24 protein-coding genes are annotated in these 20804 nt (G+C 44.9%); all 24 read right to left on the bottom strand.

Annotated features, from left to right (window positions below; genetic code table 11):
* Positions 1-44: 44 nt before the first annotated feature.
* The gene (locus tag P3L37_RS21360; RefSeq protein ID WP_140172749.1) at positions 45-434 is read right to left on the bottom strand and encodes a hypothetical protein; all 390 of its coding nucleotides are present in this window, start codon (positions 432-434) and stop codon (positions 45-47) included.
* Positions 435-486: 52 nt separating this feature from the next.
* Complete coding sequence (locus tag P3L37_RS21355; protein ID WP_071548975.1) at positions 487-693, bottom strand: TraR/DksA C4-type zinc finger protein; 207 nt, start codon at positions 691-693, stop codon at positions 487-489.
* Between the two features lie 88 nt (positions 694-781).
* On the bottom strand, positions 782-1279 hold the full coding sequence (locus tag P3L37_RS21350; protein ID WP_140172750.1) for a hypothetical protein: 498 nt from the start codon (positions 1277-1279) through the stop codon (positions 782-784).
* A 51-nt stretch (positions 1280-1330) separates the two neighbouring features.
* Positions 1331-4222 (bottom strand): conjugal transfer mating-pair stabilization protein TraG, encoded by a 2892-nt coding sequence (gene traG / locus P3L37_RS21345; RefSeq protein WP_220693749.1) that lies wholly within the window; start codon positions 4220-4222, stop codon positions 1331-1333.
* Positions 4223-4234: 12 nt separating this feature from the next.
* Positions 4235-5611: a conjugal transfer pilus assembly protein TraH gene (gene traH, locus P3L37_RS21340; protein WP_140172752.1), complete on the bottom strand. Its 1377-nt coding sequence runs from the start codon at positions 5609-5611 to the stop codon at positions 4235-4237.
* A 499-nt stretch (positions 5612-6110) separates the two neighbouring features.
* A complete protein-coding gene (gene trbB, locus P3L37_RS21335; protein WP_257468655.1) occupies positions 6111-6635 on the bottom strand; it encodes a type-F conjugative transfer system pilin assembly thiol-disulfide isomerase TrbB in 525 nt (174 codons plus the stop codon).
* 5 nt (positions 6636-6640) lie between these two features.
* Positions 6641-6943: a hypothetical protein gene (locus P3L37_RS21330; RefSeq protein ID WP_071548969.1), complete on the bottom strand. Its 303-nt coding sequence runs from the start codon at positions 6941-6943 to the stop codon at positions 6641-6643.
* A 10-nt stretch (positions 6944-6953) separates the two neighbouring features.
* Positions 6954-7742, bottom strand: a complete 789-nt coding sequence (gene traF, locus P3L37_RS21325; protein WP_140172753.1) for a type-F conjugative transfer system pilin assembly protein TraF — start codon at positions 7740-7742, stop codon at positions 6954-6956.
* The gene (locus P3L37_RS21320) at positions 7739-9577 is read right to left on the bottom strand and encodes a conjugal transfer protein TraN (protein ID WP_140172754.1); all 1839 of its coding nucleotides are present in this window, start codon (positions 9575-9577) and stop codon (positions 7739-7741) included. Before P3L37_RS21320 ends, traF begins: the two co-directional genes overlap by 4 nt.
* Positions 9577-10194: a type-F conjugative transfer system pilin assembly protein TrbC gene (gene trbC / locus P3L37_RS21315; RefSeq protein ID WP_140172755.1), complete on the bottom strand. Its 618-nt coding sequence runs from the start codon at positions 10192-10194 to the stop codon at positions 9577-9579. The genes P3L37_RS21320 and trbC overlap by 1 nt, the downstream gene beginning before the upstream one ends.
* A gap of 15 nt (positions 10195-10209) precedes the next feature.
* Positions 10210-11205 (bottom strand): conjugal transfer pilus assembly protein TraU, encoded by a 996-nt coding sequence (traU, locus tag P3L37_RS21310; protein WP_140172756.1) that lies wholly within the window; start codon positions 11203-11205, stop codon positions 10210-10212.
* The gene (gene traW, locus P3L37_RS21305) at positions 11202-11825 is read right to left on the bottom strand and encodes a type-F conjugative transfer system protein TraW (RefSeq protein WP_140172791.1); all 624 of its coding nucleotides are present in this window, start codon (positions 11823-11825) and stop codon (positions 11202-11204) included. Before traW ends, traU begins: the two co-directional genes overlap by 4 nt.
* An 18-nt stretch (positions 11826-11843) precedes the next feature.
* On the bottom strand, positions 11844-12269 hold the full coding sequence (trbI, locus tag P3L37_RS21300) for a type-F conjugative transfer system protein TrbI (protein ID WP_140172757.1): 426 nt from the start codon (positions 12267-12269) through the stop codon (positions 11844-11846).
* A complete protein-coding gene (traC, locus tag P3L37_RS21295; protein ID WP_272667554.1) occupies positions 12245-14890 on the bottom strand; it encodes a type IV secretion system protein TraC in 2646 nt (881 codons plus the stop codon). Before traC ends, trbI begins: the two co-directional genes overlap by 25 nt.
* Before the next feature lie 67 nt (positions 14891-14957).
* On the bottom strand, positions 14958-15521 hold the full coding sequence (gene traV, locus P3L37_RS21290; protein WP_140172759.1) for a type IV conjugative transfer system lipoprotein TraV: 564 nt from the start codon (positions 15519-15521) through the stop codon (positions 14958-14960).
* A gap of 197 nt (positions 15522-15718) precedes the next feature.
* A complete protein-coding gene (locus tag P3L37_RS21285; protein WP_140172760.1) occupies positions 15719-15952 on the bottom strand; it encodes a hypothetical protein in 234 nt (77 codons plus the stop codon).
* 219 nt (positions 15953-16171) lie between these two features.
* Positions 16172-16663 (bottom strand): transcription/translation regulatory transformer protein RfaH, encoded by a 492-nt coding sequence (gene rfaH, locus P3L37_RS21280; RefSeq protein WP_140172761.1) that lies wholly within the window; start codon positions 16661-16663, stop codon positions 16172-16174.
* Between the two features lie 6 nt (positions 16664-16669).
* Positions 16670-16864 carry a hypothetical protein gene (locus P3L37_RS21275; protein WP_140172762.1) on the bottom strand — a complete coding sequence of 65 codons (195 nt, stop codon included), beginning with the start codon at positions 16862-16864 and terminating at the stop codon, positions 16670-16672.
* Between the two features lie 58 nt (positions 16865-16922).
* Positions 16923-18284, bottom strand: a complete 1362-nt coding sequence (locus P3L37_RS21270) for a TrbI/VirB10 family protein (RefSeq protein WP_140172763.1) — start codon at positions 18282-18284, stop codon at positions 16923-16925.
* A complete protein-coding gene (locus P3L37_RS21265; protein WP_109913044.1) occupies positions 18271-19044 on the bottom strand; it encodes a type-F conjugative transfer system secretin TraK in 774 nt (257 codons plus the stop codon). Before P3L37_RS21265 ends, P3L37_RS21270 begins: the two co-directional genes overlap by 14 nt.
* Positions 19028-19597: a type IV conjugative transfer system protein TraE gene (gene traE / locus P3L37_RS21260; RefSeq protein ID WP_140172764.1), complete on the bottom strand. Its 570-nt coding sequence runs from the start codon at positions 19595-19597 to the stop codon at positions 19028-19030. Before traE ends, P3L37_RS21265 begins: the two co-directional genes overlap by 17 nt.
* Positions 19598-19610: 13 nt before the next feature.
* Positions 19611-19916: a type IV conjugative transfer system protein TraL gene (gene traL, locus P3L37_RS21255; RefSeq protein ID WP_140172765.1), complete on the bottom strand. Its 306-nt coding sequence runs from the start codon at positions 19914-19916 to the stop codon at positions 19611-19613.
* Positions 19917-19934: 18 nt separating this feature from the next.
* Positions 19935-20303, bottom strand: coding sequence for a type IV conjugative transfer system pilin TraA (locus P3L37_RS21250; protein ID WP_140172766.1), 369 nt, complete (start codon positions 20301-20303; stop codon positions 19935-19937).
* Between the two features lie 232 nt (positions 20304-20535).
* Complete coding sequence (locus tag P3L37_RS21245; RefSeq protein WP_180359551.1) at positions 20536-20718, bottom strand: TraY domain-containing protein; 183 nt, start codon at positions 20716-20718, stop codon at positions 20536-20538.
* Positions 20719-20804: the final 86 nt, after the last annotated feature.

Raw genomic sequence — 20804 nt, 5'->3', positions numbered from 1 at the left:
AATAAGGAAAAAAATAGGATTTAAAGTCGGAGAAGGAAGGTCACTTATTTTGTTAATCCCAATTTATTCTTTAACTGTTCAATATAATGCGCTGAGGCTATTGCACAAAATGAAACTTCTTTATCTCTATTTTCATTATCTTTAAATAACACAGGGTCTAATGTGGGTAAGGTGTCTTTAAATTTAATGATTTCTTGTGAGAGAAACGAAATATCCTTTTTGTCTATTCTAAGATAATCCAAATAAGTTGTTATATTGTCATCAAGCGTTTTATCGGGATGTTGAGTACCAATCACGTACTCACTGCATTGAGATAATGTAAAATAAAGCATAACTTCATCAAGTTTATTCTTTTCTTCTGATGAATAGGTGATATTTGACAAAAATAGTAACGATAAAGCGAACACCGCTTTATTACGGATTATATTTTTCATTGTAACCTCAATAGATATTTGGAAAAATTCGGGGTATGAATGTGAAAAATCATTATCTGGAACGGAACAACTCTTGGCGCTCGACACAACCCACGCAGTGCTGAACACCAGGTAAGGCGATTCGACGAGCCAGCGGGATATTATCACCGCACTCGACGCAAACTTTTGCACTCTGCCCCTGATATTGAGCACGTTGACTCAATCTTAGAGACAGCAAAAAATCGCTCTCAGCTTGAGAGACATCAATTTCATCAGCCATTGGAAACCTCTTGAGACGAGACAGTCTATTCCCCTGAAAAATTTATTATTAAGGGGAATAGACTGTTAACAAACGAAGTGCGTTAGGATTATAGTTGTTCAATGAGTCGTTCTCTGCTTTCTTGTTTTATTTCATTAATATCTTTTTCTAGTTTTTCTTTAAATACTTTATCCATATATACAACATTCATATCAAAAGACATATGTTTTGCCTGAATCCAAATAATAACATTTTCTTTTTCAAAAATAGCATACTTATCACCTAAAAATGGTGTATTTTCTTCTTTCAATGCATATTTGTTTTTTAGTATTTCATTGAAATAATTAAAATTATCTTTAGGTAATGTAAGCCACACACCTTTTAAAATATCGCCATCAAATGAAACGTCTGCTTTTTTGATATGATCAACTTTCACTTCCATTGGAAGCAAATCCCATCTCCATTGAGACTTGTCATTTTTTATAGTGTATTTTTCAGCCACTATTTTTTTAGTATCTTGATTTATTATTAATCCTATAACACTTACTTTTGAATAAGAAAAGAATGAAACAAAAATCAAAATAAAAACACTGATTCTTTTTACCATTTTAATTCCTTAATTTAATCTAATAACTACTATTTAACCTAAAATGCAGACTCAATCACTATTTTTTTTGTAAAAATCCTCAGGATCCATTATTCCATTAGAGCCTGGTTTCTTTTCTATCGGCCGATCATCCACTATTAAACCAGCTTTTTTCTTATGATCTTGCTCCTCTTTAAACTTTGTTTCTTGTTTTTTTATCTCTACTTGATGATTAATTTCAAGCTCATTTTTTCGTAGGTCAATTTCTTTTTTTCCTTTCTCTATATCATTTTTAATATTAGCAATATTTCCTTTTGTTGACGCCTCTTTTGCGAGTACATTTTGAGCTGTATCATGTTTTATTTCTGCTCCTTCACTCATCGATTTAATCCGTTTGTCATTGGATTCATGTTCAGCAATTAAATCACTCGATGAGGGTAGATTTCCACCTGAAGCAGCTGCACCTTTAGCTTCGATATTTCCACGATTTTGAGAGTATTCACTCTCCAGTTTTGGTAGTAACCGCTCTTTGACAAACGATTGAGCCAAAGCATCCCTTTCTTTTGCCACACGGATATCACTGGTATTACTGAGTAATTCATCTGCTTGACTTGGTGCTTTTTGCCTGACGTAGCTGGCAAACTCTTGATCTAAATTACTGTCAATCTGCGCACTGTTATTTTGAGCGAAGCTCGCCATATCACTTAACTCCTTACTTTCCGTTAAGCTATTTGAGTATTGCTCATATTGGTTTTTCGCTACATTCAGTGTTGCAACAATTTGATTAATCTCTGAATTCGCCTCATTATCGTGTCGATTGGTTCCTTCCGAGATTTTGCTGCTATTGAGCATATCTAAGCCTTCAGTAAAGTCGCGGTTCGTTTGTGAACCAGATTCACTGCGTGTATCTTGATGCCTTGAACTTCGCTCTTGTACGCTGCTTTGCTTACTGTCCGTATCTCGGGTATTACCATCGGTATATGCTTGAGCTCCCCCAATAACTGGGAGTGATATCCCGCCTTCCGCTTTTGCCCCCATGGTTTTAGACGCATCAAAGCTCTCACTCAAGAGCTTGGCAAATGCCTCTTCATTGCTAATGTTGTCATTTTTTGCTCGCGTTTCTGTGGCGTTAATCACTTTCTTAAAGCCTTCGGCCTGATTGCCACTCAATCCCGAATCTGTAGAGGTTGATGCTGTTGCACTGTTACCAAATTGCTTAGTAAATTGTGACGCTTGATTCCATGCGGAATTCACTGAACTTTGGAACGCACTCAGCGACTGCGCGGCTTGAGTTTTAGCGAACTTCGCACTTTGTTGTAACGAACTCACCACTGCCTCACTGCCTTTAATGGATACCGGTAATCTCGACATCGCGCCACTGATATCCATCACTTCTTGGCCACTACTGGTTACCGTGCTGCTTGCCCCACTGGCCAGTTGCCGTGTCATCTGACCATCACGGAAGCTGGCATTGGTATCCCATTTATTGCCTGCTACATTCCCCGTTTGCATATTATTAAATGACCAGGTTCCGTCCGCCGCTTGTGAGGAAGTGGCTGTCGCCGAACTGTTGATGGCGGTGCCTAAATAGTTCCCCGCTTGCGCGATTGCAGGACCTAATCCTTTCACTATTGCAACTGCAATAAAGGGTATCGATATGGATAACCAACCGGCAATTAACCCGATATCACTGTGCATTTGTTGGATACTGGCTTGATTCGCCAGATTAAAATCTAAGCCGTTAGTTTTTCCCTGTAAGTAAAAACTGGTCGCATAATTTAAAATGGCAAACATCGGCGGCCAGGATTGCAGGTAAATGATGGACATGATGTAGTTGAATAACATTTTCACCGAAAGTGAATGAATGACCGCCAATAAGATAAAAATGGGAAATAACGCAATCACTAAGGATAACAAAATGGTATTCAATATCGGCACAAAAGAAACCGCCACTTGGGATGACGTCGCCCAACTTAATCGCATTTTATTGTATGACGACGTGGAGGCTAAGTTCACTAAACTGGCGGTATCGCCACTTTGTGCGCTGTAGGCGCTGATGCCATTTTTCAGCGCATTCATCACCACCGAATTTCGCATTAACTGACTGGCGGTTTCTGCCCCTTGGTAATAAAAATTATAACTATCCCCCATCATATTACTGTACAACACATTGGCATCAGGACGGCCGCCAAAGATTTGTTTCACCATGTAATTCCAGGTTTTTCCGCCCGTTTGTGTATCAATATTGAGTTTCGGCATTAAGACATGTTTCGCAATATCTGCACACGTCCAGAAACCACTTTGAGCAACCCCGTTCCCACCCACCGCGGCAGTGTTACCGTAGGGCACAATAATGCCACGTAAAGGGCTTGGTTTTTGGAAAATGAGCGTGTAAGGGTCACGGCTACTCATCAGCTCTTGGAATGAATATTTGTGGTTAATTAAAATATCCCCGATGACACAGTTTTTGGTGTAAAGACCCATCAATTCCGCCAAATCACCATCAACCATCATAGCATCACTGAGATTACCAACCAGGTTTGCCCCAAATAACATGCCGGTTTTACTGTACGTTAATGAGTCAGGGGTATGGAATATCGTGTCATACAACTCAGTCAATCCCGTGCCAATCGAGGTAATAAATTTAGCGGGGGCCGCTAACCCTAACGGGACATTGTCGACTAAGTAGACGCCTGTCGGGTTGGTGCGGTCAATAATTTGCACTGTCCGTTTCGGGACTAACAACACACTGGAGACCAACACAATCATCGCGGTAAATTTAATCAACTCCTTCGGGTCATGCGCTTTCATGAACGATATAAATACGGATACCGCAGAAATCGATAATACAATGCGGAACATGGAGTCCCATGTATCAGAGCCTATCAATGCAGCGACACCGTTGAATACTTGCATCATGTATTCACCGCCGCCGAGCACATAGACGGTATCTATCACGGCCATATTACGGCTCCTTTATTTTTGTGTTTCAGGATTGACGATATTGAAGCGGGTGTTTTGCATAAAACGTTCTTGCAGCTGACTGGAGGTTTGTTGGCGTAAGTAACTCATTTGTCGCTCCAGTTCAATCAAGACATTGGCCTTGGTGTTGACCATTTGTTGCAGGGATTCCAATTGGCGAGAGGCTTCGGCAATATTTTCCCGTAGCGGTTTCACCGCTTCTTCCATGTAATTTCGGCTTCCCATTGCCCCTTTTGCTTGGTCAATCAACTCCTGCAGGTACTGAAGTAAAATGTCATACGCAATATAATCAGCCAGGGCGGGTAATAAATTAGCTTGGATATTCAATTGCATCGGGTCAACCAAGTACTTCAAAATCGGGATAGAGGTACTTTGAATGAAGCCTTTTTCTTTGGCACTTAACCCCTCATCGCTGCGCAACTTGCCTTGAATGCCTTCAATCATGGTTTTGGTCATCGAGATAAGTCCATTTTTACTGCTGATGGTGATTTGCTTACTTTTTAGCTCCAAACAATCCACAGTAGAGACGCACCCTTCAATGGTCATGGTGCCGCCTTCCATTAAGGTTTTAATGAGTTCTTGCCGGTTCACTTTGGGAATGGTGCTTTTGACATTCCCCTTGGCATCAAAAATGAGTGTGCCTGTCAGGTTCATGACCAACTCTTTTAACTCGTTATCACCGGATAAAAACTGACTTTTGGCTAAGATTTCCCACATCAAGTTTTTATTCTGCATGATTTGGTCTTTCATGTTCTCAGGGGCTTTATTAAAGGCGTTATTCATCTGACCGCCGACCGTACACCCTTGACGGGAAGCCGCCCAGTCTGAAAACAAGTTGGTTTCTCCACCAATGTCTTGACAGATTTTTTGCGAAGCCACGCTATTGGTGGGCCACAGCCCGCCAATAATGCCTTGCGCGGCCTGACACGATGAAATATTCATACTATTGATATCTGACGCCATTTTTTGCACAAAGTCTTTTGCCGATTTCAGTTCAGGTACGGTGGTTTGCAACGCCAAATCAAATAAATACCCTGCACCATTGGTCATCATCTGTTTAATAAATTGCTGTAGCTGCTCACTGTTCATATAAGAAAATGACCCAAGGTACGCATCAATTCCCCCACACCCTGCATTGATGGATGGCGGTGTGAATGACGCAATTTGCAACTGCTTCACTTGGCTACGCAGGAATAAATTACCGCCTGTGGCATAGCCTGCGGCTTGCCCCTCCCAGGCGCGGGCGTCGGTGGCATTACCTTCAAAGCCCAACTTATTGAAGAAGTTGTTCATGTCGCTGTTCACATTGGCAACTGCCACCGTTTGGCTGAGTAATGCCGAACATATGACAGCAATGAGTCCTTTACGCATTGAGGCCTCCGAATTGAAGATAAATAGGCCAACACGAAAATAAGGCAGGGTTTATCGCCTTATTCCAGCAAGGAATAGGGTTAATTAAATCATTCATTGTGGGTAAACCTTATTGAGTGCCATTACCCGCAAAGTCATTGCGTGTCGGCATTAAATTTAAACGTGAGATTAAAGGGAGATAACGAACGAAATAGCTTTATTTCATTGAAGAATGAGAACCAAACTCGGTAATGAGTATCTTCTCAATAACCGCAAAATCATGGTTGATTGACGGCCGCCAGTAGCGATAATACCCTCGACGATGTCCACAAAGCCTCAGTGCAAAACACAATTGATAAGTGTCATTAAACCCGCCGTCAATCATCCATCCCCAGTTAAGCTTGGGTATCTACTTGATTATCACTCATCAGACGACCTCTATTTTTAAAGGATAAAAATAGGGGCAGGGTTAAATGCGTCTTTTGACTACCCCTATCCTATCCAACTATCACCATGACTTTTACTGTGTGGCTAACATTAAATTACTGTGGATACGGTTCATCACATCTTGCATATCCGTCAGCCCTTGTAACAGTGGGTATGTCCGCAATGTGTTCACCTCAACTAGAAATACAGAAGGTGTCACGACTTGCATCCCTGCACCAAAAAAAGTCTGCACCACCTCAGCGGGGGCAGGAATGGCATTGGGAAACGCCATATCGCCTTGACCATCGAGCGTGTACGCAAAAACCTTAAATCCCGTTTGCGCTGACAGTAAGGCTAATTGCGGGTCAAATTGTTGGCAGTACGGGCACTTAGCTTGCATAAACAACACCAAGGTATAATCATTTAAATTGATGACCTTTCCATTCGGTAATCGGTACGGCTTAACGGCAACCGTATTAATATTAGTTGTCCGAGTTTCTTCTTCAATCACCGTTTCACGTTCTGAAGGGGCTGTTTTATGGGCTTCAAGTTCCGCAATATCGTCCATTACACTCGCCTGTACCAAACCACTGAAAAATAGCATCATGGCCAGCATCATTATTCTCACGATGTTTTCTCCTCATCCTCCGGAAATACGGTTGGGGCTTTGATGCGCTGCCAGGCTTTAATCACGGCATAGAACATGCCCGCTAAACATGTCGCTGCCCCTAACGCAAAAATAAACACCATGCCCGTTTCTTGTATCATCTGAAGGGTTTGCTTTGTAGACTCACTTAAAACACCGTGGCGTATATCGATTAAGTAATGGATCAATCCATAAAAAATCAATGAGGCAAAAATCAACGTCATACCAAGGTAAATCAAGGTATTTTCAATTAATCGTTCTTTTATCGTGGGCTTTGTCATGTCTTTATCCTTAATAATTAGGCTTAAAATCCGTGGCTACATCTAAAAAGCGGCGTGCTAACGCATCTTGGGTCATAAACCCATACGCAAGCGGTTGGTAATGTTCACTTTTTGGGTCAACTAAGAACAAGGCAGGAAAATGGGTGATACCCATCTTGGCAACCTGCCCCGTATCCGGTCGCGTCTCTGGCAGGGCTTCACTGCGAACGCCATCAATCGATACGGAAATAAGCGCAATGTTGTGTGACTGCGCAAATTCCCGAACTACGGTGGCTAACTGGTTATCCAGTGGGTCTTGCCCGCGATAAAAGAAAAACACACCGTATTGAGACGACAACGATTGAATCGCGGCTTTTTCCTTATCTTGTAGCTGGGATAGTTGCAGTGGCACGGTACTGTTGTAATGGCTGTGCTCTAAGTTGTAATCAAGGGTAGGGTCAAGCAATAACCCCTTTTTTACTGACCGCTCAAATTTACCGGACTGCTCCAACCAAAAGCGCTGATACGCCATGTATCGCAGGGCATTTTGTGGAGACGGCTGCATAATCGCCGCATCTAACGCTTCTTCCGTTAACTTTTGCATTACCTTTTTTTGCACCGTCGGTGATAACGTCGAAAGCGGAATTTGCTCTGGCTCTGGCGGCTCCTCATCCTCTTCCGGTTGCGGCTCGTTATACCAGTGCCAACCGACGATGGGTTCATCCACATACGTTCGTGTTTCAACCCTTTCCTCATTGTTGGCCAATCCCGCTCCAGGTATCGCCAGACTGATGAGCAATATTAAAATCCGTCTTATCATCCTTGCCCTCCCTGACCTTGCAGGCCATTGGCGATTTGATTTTTCACGCGGTCAATCAGTTCTTGGTCAGCCGGAATATCGGTGCCTGATTCCAAATCGGAATAGAAATCCGCAAAGTTCAAGCGGTCAAAGTTAATGGCCTGCAACTCATCGACGGTAATACCGCGACAATCACTGTTTTTGGCGCTACCAAAACCAATGCGTAACTGCCCGCCACGCCCTTGCTCTTGCACGATTTTGGCGAGCTTACTGTCAAACACGCAGTAGGCTTCTTTCTTCTGAAGACACACCCCGAGGACTTTATTTGAGCAATAGGAGCCGACATAAATAGTCAGATTACGATTTTTGGCTTTACCGAGGGCTTTTTCTTCACTGTCACAGTGCGCCAGCCCCACATCACTCCCCCAACCGCCACTTTTACAGCAGTTATTAAACCCTGCTGCGGCTTTACGACAGGTATAACGCTGACCCGTAAAGGCCCTGACATTCACGTCATTGAGCTCTGCCACATCTTCCCCAGCAGCCGCCACAGCGGCTAACGCGGATACCGCTTTTTGGAAACTGTTCGCTTTGTCATTCTTGATTTGGTCACATTCGCCACTGGCACAAATCAGTTCAACACCGCACATTTTCCCGCCTCCCGTCAGCCCTTTTTCACAGGAAAACACCGCTTGCTCACGCAAACACGTACTGCCAACAGATTCAATGCAAGTGGTTTTCACAATGGTACAGGCGGGATTTTTCATGTAGTCACCGCAGCTGCCATTGTCTGCTGACTGCTTGGCGTAATAATCGGTGTACTGCCAACACTCGCTATAAACATCGTATTTTTTACCGCCCACCGTGACCGTTTTCGTGCCCCCTTTTTCCGTACATTGGGTTTCCACCTTCACTTCTTCGGATTTATCAAACGGACAGTGCTCAACCCATTCAATTTTCGGTGATGGCGTTTTAACGTTAACCGTCACCATCATATTTAAGGTTAAGGTCGCGGTTTTTGTCGACGCAAAAGCTTGATAGACCAATTCTTGAATACCCACCCGGCACAACTCGCCATTGTTACCGACACAAATCCGATTGGAGGCAATAATTTCTCCCTCTTTCAACGCCATATTTCGTGCATTTAATGTATAGCGACTTGCATTTAACATTTGAAACGTCGTATTCATAAAAATGACATGCTGATTAAATAAAAATCCCGAGTTCAGTGTTAAGGTTGCACTTTGAATGGTGCCCGTGACGGGGGATTTAAAAGAAAACGACCAGCGGTCACCATGCCAGTGGTAAGCAAAATCAGAGGGCGGCACAACAATCGTTTGGTTTTCCCACCCGTCAACCTCCTCCCAGGTGATTTTGGCTGTGCGAGTACAGGCTAAACTGGCGGCGGGCGTTCGCTCACATTGGTGTGACGTGATTTCAGTTTTATCCAGCGTCACATCCTGACACGGGACAGTAATTTGCCCGCTTTCCGACTCCGCCTTTTCTCGCATATCAATGCCCGCTTTTAAGAACGGGGCATCCAAATCCAACTTATCCGGTGGGCGATTTTTCATCACCTCCATCGTGGTTTGCCCCGCATCCGTCTCATTCATGGCTTTCATGCCCGCATTTTCCAGCCCCGAGGCTGCGCCTGATGTCACCCCGCCGTAATAGCCACTTTCTGACGGATTGGCGGTATAGTTCGGGATGATATTGGCGGGATTGGTGTTTTTTATCGTGTCTGTGCCTTTGTTTTTTAGGCCACTGGCAAATTCTGACCCGGCTTTATAATCATTGGCCGCAAACCCCAGTGACAGAGCCCCCACGCCACATAATGCAATCAATAACCGTTTCATTATCGTGCCCTCGATACCAGCCAATCCTGAGCAACCTGATGACAATCGCCACTGCTGGCAATCCGTTCAATGGCGGATACCAAACGAATATTGCCGTACATCACATCAAAGCCTTGCTCACAGCGCACCACCAGTGCAGGCACTTGCGTAATGCCGTATTGTGTAAAGGTTTTCGGGTCGATTTGTACGCCCCCCTCCCCGCTATCTTTGGTTAATTCAAATACCGCCGTGGCGGTTTTGCGAAAGTCATTGTCAATCAAGCCATTAATCAAGGTGGGGATACCAAGCTGCGTGGCCTCCGGCACCATCTGTTTGAGTCCCGCTTCAGGAATAGAAAACGACACAAAATAGATAAACGGACTTTCCTGAGCTGCTTGAGCTTTAGCCACATCGGCAACTTGTTGCTGCGCTTGCTGCTGTTTGGCTAATAAGCTATCAATCCAGGCTTTATCCTTGGCCGAAATTTCAGGGGGTTTAAAACCATCCGTCGGCAAGGACTGTTCGAGCATGGCCGCGCTTTGGTCGCGTAGCTGTTCTAAAAACTGTTGGTCATCCGTTAAGGCATAACCAACTGGCGCAAGCACCAAGCTTACGAATAAAAAGAAAACGGATTTCATGAAAAGGACCTCGTGTTAGAGGAAAACGCAGTTACGTTTACGCCAAATGAGATAACCGAAGTTTTTACGACTGTTGGGTGAGGCATGCCCCGTTTGCCAGCGCATCACGGACCGACCAAAAGGATGACATTGCGCGGTATCCGGGTACATATTCACCATTTGATAGCGATAACGGTCTTTCGGGATAATCGGGGACGGATAGGTGTAGCACACCTCCTGATTTTTCCCAACGCTGTTCATCACCAACCCTTGCCGATGTAATTTAAACGCCATGCGCTCAGACAGCAGAACCGAGGAAGCCTGTGGGCTAAATTCATTCCCCGTATACCCCGTAAACGGATACATACTGCCTTGAGAACCCGCACACCAAAAGAGCGCATTTAAGGGCTTGCTGCCAATACTGGCAATCGCATCCGCAGCACACGCCCCTTGCGCGATAGGATTGGCAAACACAAACGCTTCAGGGGCAATAATCGACGACAACGAACTGTCATTCCACAAGGGATCTAACTCCGACAAATAGGCGATATCCATATCCCCGCGCTCTAAACAGCCTGCCGAGGTAATGATATTGAGCCAATAGGTCAGCGGGTATTTGTACCAATGCACATGGTAGAACGCCCCTTGAGTGGCAGGGTCATTTTGCGTACCTTTGCCCCCGCCCATTTTACCGACATTGATGTTAAAGCCGCCTAAATTCACCATGCAATACGGTGAACGCGTCACATCCGTTAGGGCAAAGGGCTCCCAATAGCCAATGGCAAGACCAATGCGGTATAAAATTCCCATCGGGCAAATCTGTATCGGCATCGAAGGGTTTTCTGTATCCGGTGCCACACCTGGGAAAACGGGGACATTACCAATGGTCATTGGAAACAGGCAATCCCAACAAATATCGGTGATCGGGTTGACAAAATTCCCCTCGCACATCGCATCGGCTTTGGCTAGCGTTGTCACACTCACACAGCCAAGGACGCAAATACTCAATAACCAACGGATGAATTTACTCATCGCCCCTCCTGCATTGCTACTGAGACGATTTTGAGTTTGTCGCCCTCTTGTGTGACGACGGCGGGAATATACTGAAGCCCGAGCTGACGACTTAAACTGCCCCCTTGGTCAAAGAACACACGCGTATTCAGCGCCTGTGTGGCCTCCTTGATATTGCCGTTGGTTAAAATGACTTTATAACGCAAGGTCGCGGGCTGCTGTGCATTCATCCACGCGATTTGGCGCGGATCATCCGCATCTAAAAAGTACAAGGTTTGCCCGAGTGCCACGTGACTGAGTGGGTTTATTTTGTCGCCTTGGCGGGCAAACACCACGCCATTGTGATCGGCATAATCCCCTTGAACCGTGAACGTCGGGTCGTACCACAGTGTGTGTGCTTCAGTATCCGTACTGAGCCAATCCACAGGCGGTGGACGCAGGGTATTTTCAATCACGCGATCTTTAAAATCCTGCTGCATCTGCGCGATTTCCCCCGTACCCTCCATCTGCTTTAACCGCCCCTGAATAAAGTCCAACATACTTTGCTCTTGAACGGGGTACACATCCCCCCAGACACCGAGGCCTTTGGCGGTAACAAGACAAGGTAAACAAAACAGCAATACCATTGTAGACTGTCGCATTCGCTTCATTTCCCCTCCTTATTGCGCCATTTTGTCGACGATCGCGGCTTGAATATCGACAGTGATATCTTCTGCGCCCATCACCACCGCAGGGGTGACTAAAATCAGGGCCTGATGGGTGTGTTGGTACTCGGATAAACTGTCACTGAGCGCCACTTGAAAACGGTGGGTGGCTTCCGCGATTTGCTGTTCATTCAATGGGTTTTCTGCATTAAATTGCAGGGCCATCTGTTGCTGATACTGGTTGACCGTGCCTGTCATGTCGAAAGTGACGGTGACTGGGGCAAGCCAGCGCACCACAAACACCGAAATACTGAAACTCAGTACCACCGCAATGACCATAAAAAAGCTCATGGCTTTTAAGCATTGTTTGCGGCGACGGTTCATGCCCCGTGCAGGCGTTTTGACTGCCTTGTCGACTAATGTCGTGTTTGACTCTGCCATTGGGATAAGGTCTCCATTTCTTGTGGGAATTTGCGTTGAGCTAGTGCCAATAACGCCGCTTGTTGTGACAGTCCTTCCGCCATGCGGTTTTCACGAAATTGGAAGTCATCCCCATCGGTTGAGTACAATGCCCGGCTAATCGGATCGGTTACCAACCGATGGAATGAGGAGCGCCCCGCAATTCGCAGCATAAAGGCACTAAAGTGTGCATCCCCTGCGGCAGGGAACCCTTCAATAATGGTGCGTTCAACAGGATTGAACTGGTCGGGGTTCTTCTGATTGTATTTACGGAACGCTTCCATATTTTGGCGCAAGATAATTTTGAAGGAGGAGTTACTCCACGCGGCTTTCGCGGCGGTGCTGGCGCCATCACCGTCAAAGTCGTCAATCCCTTGCGAGATGGTAATGTAAGAGCCACCGTATTTACGGGCAGTTCGATAGCCGCCTTCAATAAAGTCGGCGACAAAGGAGCTCTTGTTATCCAGCAGTTTCCAACCTTCATCAATGGCCGCGAGTTTTTTGATACTGCGCGGAGTTAAATACATTCGTTGTTGGATGAATATCATCATGGAAAACATGACCGCCGCTAACAGGTCGGGCTTGTTTTGCAGTCCACCCATTTCAAGTACGGTAAAACGCACCTGCTCATTCAGTGCCGGTTTGTCACTGTTAAAATACGCCCCGTACAGCCCTTTGGTGGTGTATTTTTTCAATGCCACAATGATTTCTTGCATCTTATTTTGAACCGTACTTTGCGGATCAAAATAAGCGGCTTTCACTTCGGCTTCGAGGTAATCATGAACGTCATCAATCAGGACTTTATTCCCTTTACGTCCATTTGGCCCTTTTCCTTCCCATACCTCTTGAACGGCATTAAGTAAGATGGATTTGGACACGTCATCCATATCACCGGAAGGATTCGCCAACACGATGAGCAGGTCACGAATACTTTCTGCAGCCTCTTTAATGTCCACGACCCCCGCAAAAGGATTAAACTTAAGGTCACGGGCATCAACATAAACGCCCCCGAGGCTGTGACACAGTTCTTTATACGAATCCCCCATATCCAACACATACGCCCAACCGCCTGCATCAAGCACTTGACGAATAAGCGCTTGCATGAGGAACGATTTACCACTGCCTGACGTCCCACAAACGGCGGCATTAAAGTTGTCGTTACCGAGACCTGAACCCCGCTCAAAAATGTCGAGAAAGGAGAGTTGATGCCGATACGACGGGATAGGTAAGCCTTTTTGACAAATTCGATTATCAGCCACCACAGGCAATAAATTGGCGACATTAAAGGTTTTGGCCCTCAGCGTGCCGCCAGAACGTACCATATCCCCCCACAGCCCTTCTTGCATCACAAAAGGGAACAGCGCCAAGTAGTTGCGTAATTGCATAAAGGTCGGTGGACACAGCTTCAAATAATTGGTGGTGTAGGTATTCATCAACGCCATTTCTGCTTTTAACGCTTTATCATCATCGTCTTCGCAAAATAAAGTGATACCGTAACTGAAACGTGCGAGGGCAATTTGATTGGTATCCAGCCCACTCTGTAGCCCCTTCCACTCATCGGCTTTACGCTTAACCCCAGGCACCCAATTGATGTACTTGGAGTTAGCCCGACTGTTATTGGTAATAAATTTTCGCTTGGCCTCATTTTGGGTTTTCACCAAATCTTCAACATACACGGTCATGGTAATGGCGAACGGGCAGGACACACTGGACGCAGGATCAAGCAAATTACTCAAGTTATCGCCCGTTTGCCACAAGGCAAACTGTGTCGGGTTTTTCTCCAACATATAATTCATGATACGGGTTTGGCTTTTTTGACCTTTTTCCATCGATAACGACTGATGAATGGCGTCGGGGCGGATTTCTAGCGTTAACGAACGGTCAGCACATTGGTCGTTGAGCGATTCATACGGATCAACTTTGCTACTTGGCAATGAAATCTGGTCATGCCGAAAGTTGCTGATTTCACGTACCAGTTGCAGTAACCCTTTATCGTTCATTTGCTCACAGTGCAGGGATGCGCCAGCCAAGGACTCCATGACGATACTGAGGGTTTGATTTACTTTTTGTAACGTCAGGGCATCGGCTTTTTTATGCTCTTCGGCATAACACACAAACAAACGGTAATTGCGTAGTGATAACGGCAGATTGAGCTTGTTATCTAACCCCACCAAGGCACCGCGCTCGTAAAACGCACGCGTGATATGGTTAAACTTCTCCGCTTCTTCACCTTGCCACCCAAAGTCTTTCAGACCATAGCCTAGCTGTTCACTGATGCACTTACTGCCCAATAACATAAAGGTTAAGGGGATTTTGCGTGGGAGCTTATTACGCAAAAAATAATCCAGTGCATCGACAATTTTGTCATTGGCCCCCACTAAGGGTGTGCACTCTAACGCAAAACCAATGGTGGTTTTATTGATAAACAGACCGGATTTGGCATCGTAGTTGCGATACGGTAAAAGGCTGCAAAAGGAGGGGTAATCCATATTCTCCAATGCCTCTGCCGCCCGTTTATTTCCATCCGGCTCTCGCCATGCGGTAAATAAATTTTTGAATAACGCTTCTTGCAATGATACCGGTTCGGGCTCGTCATCAAACACAATGTCTTTTGACTTAGGGAGAAACGGGGCAAGTAGCTTATCGATTAAGGATGGTTTTTCGTTCATCTTACTGGACTCTCCACTGACCATCTTTCACCACAAAAGAGACAACCGCAGGCTGATACAGGTTATCTTGTTCATCTATCCACGGGGCTATCCATAAGCGAGCCGTCGTGGTCGGTAATCGTTGAGGCGGTGCCATACCAATATCACTCCAACTCGCCCAGGCTTGTGCCGTGTGTTGAATGGGGGGTAGTGTATTGGATGGCACGGATTTTTTAACGGATGCGGATGAAGGCTTGAATGCACCTAATGCCCCCACATTTTGTGAAGAAGCGCGATTATCCTGCACCACAGTACGAACAGACTGAGCTGGAGACGCGGTTGTCACAACTGGCACAGTCGGGGTTGCCAACGGTGCTAACCGCGGCAGTTCGACTCGCTTTTGGGATATGCCCTCCCCATTAGCAGGATGGTTCCACGTGAAATTTTGCTGTGCTGCCTTTTGATTGGCTTCTTCCATCGTCATGCAGCTATCTTGCGCGGTGGCATTACAATCAAAGGAATCTTTCATGCCCGCTGTACAACCGGCGAGCAAGGTTAATGCGCCTAGAATTAGGAATTTTTTCATAAAATGAACCTTATAAATGAATGACAAAAAGAAGTGTTTTGTGGAGAAATAACGATGAATTTGTGTCGCCGCTTATTCAGTGACGAATAAAAATATTTTTATTCATAACCATTTAATTAAATACGGTTAATTAACGGATAATCATGTACTTTTTGAGACAAGTGAGTTTCTAGGAATTTGAATTTAAACGAAAGACGTTACTTGATGATTTTATACCAAAGCCTAAACCCGTGAAATTTAACACCACCAAGGCTTCCAATAGTTGGAGGGACCTCATATTCCAAGGATTCGATATTAATGATATCGGTTATATTATTTTCATTTAGCCATTGGTTCATTTCATCATTCATTAGCCGTCGGTCACGCCTAACACTTTTTAAATTAGAAATAATAACCCCATCTATCGTAAAATCTTTAAACTGTATATCCATTATTAATCCTGTTGATAATTTGAGAAAACGAACCCGATGGCTGAAATGAATTTAATCCTTCTCTTCGCATTGTTCGGGTATTACACTGATTTTAGGGGTATTCCAAATTTAGCTTCACCTGCACGGATAGCCCCATTTAGTGCTAACCCTAAGAATATAATGGCAATCACAAGTATCGGAAAAGTCATTGATTCCATTACTACCTGCCCCCTTAGCCTGTTATTTAATGGTTTCAAAGCTGCGGTTATCGACGACTTTGGGAACTTCTTTGTTGAGGATTTTAAGAAGTAATACCGAACGTGCTTCCCCATCGGGTTCGTTATAAATCGCTTGAATACCCACAAAAATACCGTCCGTAATGACGACTTCATCCCCTTTTTGCGGTAAGTTATCACTCATCTCTTTCACGAAATCAGGTACAACCAGTGTCGCAATCACTTCATTAGGTACAACCACGGGGTTCTGACCAAAGCGGACAAAGTAGTTCACGCCACGTGTCGAGCCAATCGTCGAAAAGTGAATGACTTCATAATCAAACTTCACAAATAAATAATTGGGAAATAACGGCTCCATCACTTTCTTACGGCGATTCCTCACCATTTTCTCAGTTTTGTAGGTTGGGTTATGTACAGTCACCCCTTGACGCTCAAGGTGCTCAATCGCGCGTAAAACCTGGTCACGTTTACAATATAATAAATACCACTTTTCCATGATGACTCACTTTAGTTGATGGTCAGCACTCAGGATTTGTACAACCCAAACACTTAACCCGCTGTAAATCGCTAAAAAGATGACCGAGTCCCAACTCACATGATGGGAAACAAATAACGCGGCCGGAGAAATCGTAATGAGCGTCATAAGTAACGAACTCAAACGCATCCGCTTTTTTAGCTGACGAATTCGGTTTTGCATTGGGCTGTACCTGAATGATGACAATGAAAATTAAGAATAAATACTGAAAGGACTTCGGTTACTGTGGGATAGTCTCAGCGGGGACGGCATCCCCTAAAGAAATCCGCTCTAATGCTTGTTTTGAAACGGTGATACCTTGATTAATGGAGTTTTCCAGCGAGTTCCCCGCTTGTTTTTGCGATTTGGCTTTCTTCATTTGTTCAATAAACTTCAACTGAAAACCTTCCTGGAACACCACCGTAATTTCAATGCCTGCCCCGATGGGAATAACCGGATGGTATTGCTCAGCACGTTTAATGAAATATTCCGACAACATTTTTCCGGATTGCTGTACACCGCCACCGACACCACCGCGTGCCACATCGGCCATCGTGGTTGTGCTACTGGCACCAATACCCACCGTTTTATCACCCACTTTTGAAAAACCGGAACCGACCGCTTCAAGAAAGCCACCGCCAAAGGCGTAGCCGACTAACTCACCATTTCGGATGACCGGCTCGCCTTTAATCCCATTTTTCCCCATAAAAGAGACGTGGCCTTTAAAGGGCATATCGATGGTATGACCAAACAGTTTGCAAGACAGTCGGTCGGTACGCACCAATCCGCGTTCACTGGAAATATCGCCATACACCCCAGCGGTAACGGCACAACCACTTAAATCATACTCTTCGTTATTCGGCATAATCAGTTTACCCGTTAACCGAAATTGCATTGGAGAGGGATTACTGTTTCCCGTCACAGACGCATTCGCATCAGCCCCTTCAATCACCATCGCTTTGGCAAAACTGCCTGATGGGATGTAGGGCAAATCCGGTAAATCGGTGTTTTCCTGCTCATCCTCATACTCAATCGTCATCGAGGATAAACCTTGTTTTAGTACGGGATTCACATTAATTTGTGGTTGCCCGACTGGATATTGCCCCCCTTGATAAAATGCCGTTGGCGGCGGAATGATTGGCTGACTGGCTTGTGCATTCGGTGTGGGTAGTGTTCCTACGGGCAGTTGCTGCGGTTGTGGCAAACCGTTATTGCTATTACCGTGTATGAAATCGTTTCCCATTTTCGTGAGTTCTTCACCTAAGGCAGTTAATTCTTTATCCTGCTCAGTAATTTTATCGCGATACGCACGGTTTTCTTGTTCCAGTTTCGCAATACGGGCGTTCACTTGCTTCATTTGCTTATCCATTTGAGAGGCCGTGGATTGCAAATCGGCCATCGCCGATTTTCCCACATTCTTATCAAAGGATGATGTCACGACGCCTGTCATATTGGGGGCAGGCCGCGATTGTTTTGCGGCCGCTTTTGGCTTCGAAGGTAAGCTCATGTACCAAGCTGCGCCACCAATCCCCGTTAATCCCAAGGCCAATAACACAAACAGAGCCGTTTGTTTTCGCTTTGCACGAACATTAATATTTGCCATTTTCAACCTCATTACTAACGGTTAACCAGACCGTTGCTGTGGCACCCGCCAACACAGTATCGCTATAGGGATAGATAACCACAGAGCGGACATTGTGCTGATTGAACAACCGCTCACTTAGCGGTTGTGAGACGGCGCTGGTGTTCATCACATCCAGTTGGTATACCCGTAGCTCTCCCCCATTCCACATTTTGTTTGCTGTCACCCGATAGGCTGACGGTAATGCGAATGACGGTAAAGCCGTCACAGGCGCAGGAATAAACCCATTCGGCGTTTGTTGGTTCAGTAACGCTTTGTGAATTTCAACCAAGACACGTGGATACGGTAAAGCCCTCTCCCAACGTTTAGCGACGGCACTTTGTGCCGGTTGATTGGAGATAAACTGCAACACGCGACCATCACGCTTTTGCGGAACAGCCACAACCGACACCGTTAAGCCCCCTGCCGTTCTGACGTAAAACGTAAAGGGCTTAGTTTGCGCGGTCATTAATACCACGCCCCCATTCGCAACACCTGTTGCCCCTTTTTGATTGCCATTGATAAACATGCCTTGAGCACTGTCGATGGCCACAATTCTGTCACCTGGCACAACCAACATATTCGGTTCACTGTTGCTAAAAGCCACCTTCACTTGTGAATCCGGAGACACCGGAATTTGGGTTGGCAACTGCGCTGTTGGTTCGGCACGCACTGTCGAGACAAAACCACAAAATGCTAACGCTAAACAGAGAAGCTTTATCGGATTACTTTTTTTCTTCATCAATAATGTCCTCAAAGCTGATCACTTCACTAATTCCATTGACATACTTGATATGCAACCGTAATTTTTTATGTTCAGGTAACGATTCGCGCTTACCTATCCACGTTTTTAGCTCACCTTGAATATCAATAATGCCGTCAGCGGGATAGACTTCCATTTTGGTCATGTAAAATGCCGAGGTGACGTTGTTATTGATGATTTCTTTGGCTTCGACCGCCAACACATCTTGCATTTCAGGTCGCGCCTCTTTGGCTACATACCGTAATAACGATTGATGGTTTGCTTTCACTGATTCCGGACTGACGTTATAGCGTAAAAAAAGTAACGACTGTGCGACGGATTCAAGGTAGTTCGCATCCGCATGCGAGCGCGTTAAGGTAAATGGGGTATCAAAAAACATCGGGATATACGTTTCTTGTCGACTATTGAGTAAATCATCTAATCTCAGCCACGCGAAAATATTACCTGTCAAACTGAGGCCTAACATAAAGGTCAGTGTAATAAACAATAACGAGGTGTATTTCGTGGCGGATTTAGCTGCGCTCAGTTTCATGGCAGCCTCCTTCCTATTTTAAATAAAGTCTGAACGCAGAGTCAGGGAGAGATTTATAAATGCTTTTAAAGCAGTAAGCGGGTAAGTACCAATAACAGGCATTGAGTAACCACTGACTTCCCCGCCCTTTTTTGAAGTACCTCAGGGCATACCAGAGCAACGTACCAACCACAAGGCCAGTCATGTAATGTCCGTCATAAAAGCCCCATAACATGGGGCCTAGTAGAACGGCGGTTTCATCATTGGGTAATGGAAGAATACCGCCTTGCTCGGTTAACGTCTGAGGGAAAATGAATCGCTGGGCACGTTCGTTTTCCATCATCCAACTCCTAATCCATTAACCGCCTGTTGATGGTGCTTCGATTAAACCAAAGACGATTTTAGTTCCCACAATGAAAACAGGAATGAGCAGGAGTAACGCGGGGTTTTGTGCTCGCATAAAGGCTAAGAATACCAACACCGCTTCACCGATCATGATGTAGTACATCACCGATGACCCTTCACCGAAGGTATCGCCTGCATCCTCTGCCCCTGCGGCCGCTAAATCGGCGGCTTGTGCGAAGCCACGTGCGGCCATCCATAAGAGTAATGGTGAAGCAACATATTTATACAGCGATTTAGCGACTTTAGAATTCAGTGAATTCCAAGCTCGTGCAAAAATACCTTTTCTTTTTGTTACCGGTGATTCAATAGCAATTTGACTCATACGTTTTCCTTGTTAATAGATATTTCAGTATTTTCAAAATAAACTCCTAAAGAGTTTCGAATAACTTCTGAGCTTTTAGCTCGCTTTATTCCTTCGTTAATCTCAAAGAAATAAAGCGAGATAAAAATTCATTTAATTTAAATGCGCTACCGCCCCAGCCCGACAAATCCATTTTTAATGGCAAAGTCTTCCCGCTGTCTTTTTATTTAACAGTTTATATAATCAAAAAAAATTAGGCTGAGATTATTTCCCAATAATTATCATCTATTTTTTCAATGTTTTTTAAGCTATGAGCAAGACGTATCCTAATTTCTTCTTTTTTAGTTCTTCCAGATAATTCAATTGCTTTAACTAACCATTCTTCTGTTACTAAACTAATATCAACACTAATCTTTTTATGTTTGTTTGCATTCATATCCTTACCCATCCCTTTGGACTGAATTTATATTACACAAATAAAAATCAATGTCTTGGGACAGCTGTCCCAAATAAAGGGGGGTG

This window comes from Providencia sp. PROV114 (assembly GCF_032704305.1).
Classification (GTDB): Bacteria; Pseudomonadota; Gammaproteobacteria; order Enterobacterales; family Enterobacteriaceae; genus Providencia; species Providencia rettgeri.
The sequence above is the reverse complement of the archived record's forward strand: the minus strand, read 5'-3'. Positions and strand labels throughout refer to the sequence as shown.

What these genes read in the sequence shown, in the direction of transcription:
- traU (WP_140172756.1), bottom strand. Translation starts at nt 11,205, where the DNA reads ATGAGTAAATTCATCCGTTGGTTATTGAGTATTTGCGTCCTTGGCTGT.
- traF (WP_140172753.1), bottom strand. Translation starts at nt 7,742, where the DNA reads ATGATAAGACGGATTTTAATATTGCTCATCAGTCTGGCGATACCTGGA.
- P3L37_RS21270 (WP_140172763.1), bottom strand. Translation starts at nt 18,284, where the DNA reads ATGGCAAATATTAATGTTCGTGCAAAGCGAAAACAAACGGCTCTGTTT.
- traE (WP_140172764.1), bottom strand. Translation starts at nt 19,597, where the DNA reads ATGAAACTGAGCGCAGCTAAATCCGCCACGAAATACACCTCGTTATTG.
- P3L37_RS21250 (WP_140172766.1), bottom strand. Translation starts at nt 20,303, where the DNA reads ATGAGTCAAATTGCTATTGAATCACCGGTAACAAAAAGAAAAGGTATT.
- P3L37_RS21355 (WP_071548975.1), bottom strand. Translation starts at nt 693, where the DNA reads ATGGCTGATGAAATTGATGTCTCTCAAGCTGAGAGCGATTTTTTGCTG.
- traL (WP_140172765.1), bottom strand. Translation starts at nt 19,916, where the DNA reads ATGGAAAACGAACGTGCCCAGCGATTCATTTTCCCTCAGACGTTAACC.
- traV (WP_140172759.1), bottom strand. Translation starts at nt 15,521, where the DNA reads ATGAAAAAATTCCTAATTCTAGGCGCATTAACCTTGCTCGCCGGTTGT.
- trbI (WP_140172757.1), bottom strand. Translation starts at nt 12,269, where the DNA reads ATGGCAGAGTCAAACACGACATTAGTCGACAAGGCAGTCAAAACGCCT.
- rfaH (WP_140172761.1), bottom strand. Translation starts at nt 16,663, where the DNA reads ATGGAAAAGTGGTATTTATTATATTGTAAACGTGACCAGGTTTTACGC.
- P3L37_RS21350 (WP_140172750.1), bottom strand. Translation starts at nt 1,279, where the DNA reads ATGGTAAAAAGAATCAGTGTTTTTATTTTGATTTTTGTTTCATTCTTT.
- P3L37_RS21360 (WP_140172749.1), bottom strand. Translation starts at nt 434, where the DNA reads ATGAAAAATATAATCCGTAATAAAGCGGTGTTCGCTTTATCGTTACTA.
- P3L37_RS21320 (WP_140172754.1), bottom strand. Translation starts at nt 9,577, where the DNA reads ATGAAACGGTTATTGATTGCATTATGTGGCGTGGGGGCTCTGTCACTG.
- P3L37_RS21330 (WP_071548969.1), bottom strand. Translation starts at nt 6,943, where the DNA reads ATGACAAAGCCCACGATAAAAGAACGATTAATTGAAAATACCTTGATT.
- trbC (WP_140172755.1), bottom strand. Translation starts at nt 10,194, where the DNA reads ATGAAATCCGTTTTCTTTTTATTCGTAAGCTTGGTGCTTGCGCCAGTT.
- P3L37_RS21275 (WP_140172762.1), bottom strand. Translation starts at nt 16,864, where the DNA reads ATGCAAAACCGAATTCGTCAGCTAAAAAAGCGGATGCGTTTGAGTTCG.
- P3L37_RS21285 (WP_140172760.1), bottom strand. Translation starts at nt 15,952, where the DNA reads ATGGATATACAGTTTAAAGATTTTACGATAGATGGGGTTATTATTTCT.
- P3L37_RS21265 (WP_109913044.1), bottom strand. Translation starts at nt 19,044, where the DNA reads ATGAAGAAAAAAAGTAATCCGATAAAGCTTCTCTGTTTAGCGTTAGCA.
- trbB (WP_257468655.1), bottom strand. Translation starts at nt 6,635, where the DNA reads ATGATGCTGGCCATGATGCTATTTTTCAGTGGTTTGGTACAGGCGAGT.
- traG (WP_220693749.1), bottom strand. Translation starts at nt 4,222, where the DNA reads ATGGCCGTGATAGATACCGTCTATGTGCTCGGCGGCGGTGAATACATG.
- traH (WP_140172752.1), bottom strand. Translation starts at nt 5,611, where the DNA reads ATGCGTAAAGGACTCATTGCTGTCATATGTTCGGCATTACTCAGCCAA.
- traW (WP_140172791.1), bottom strand. Translation starts at nt 11,825, where the DNA reads ATGCGACAGTCTACAATGGTATTGCTGTTTTGTTTACCTTGTCTTGTT.
- P3L37_RS21245 (WP_180359551.1), bottom strand. Translation starts at nt 20,718, where the DNA reads ATGAATGCAAACAAACATAAAAAGATTAGTGTTGATATTAGTTTAGTA.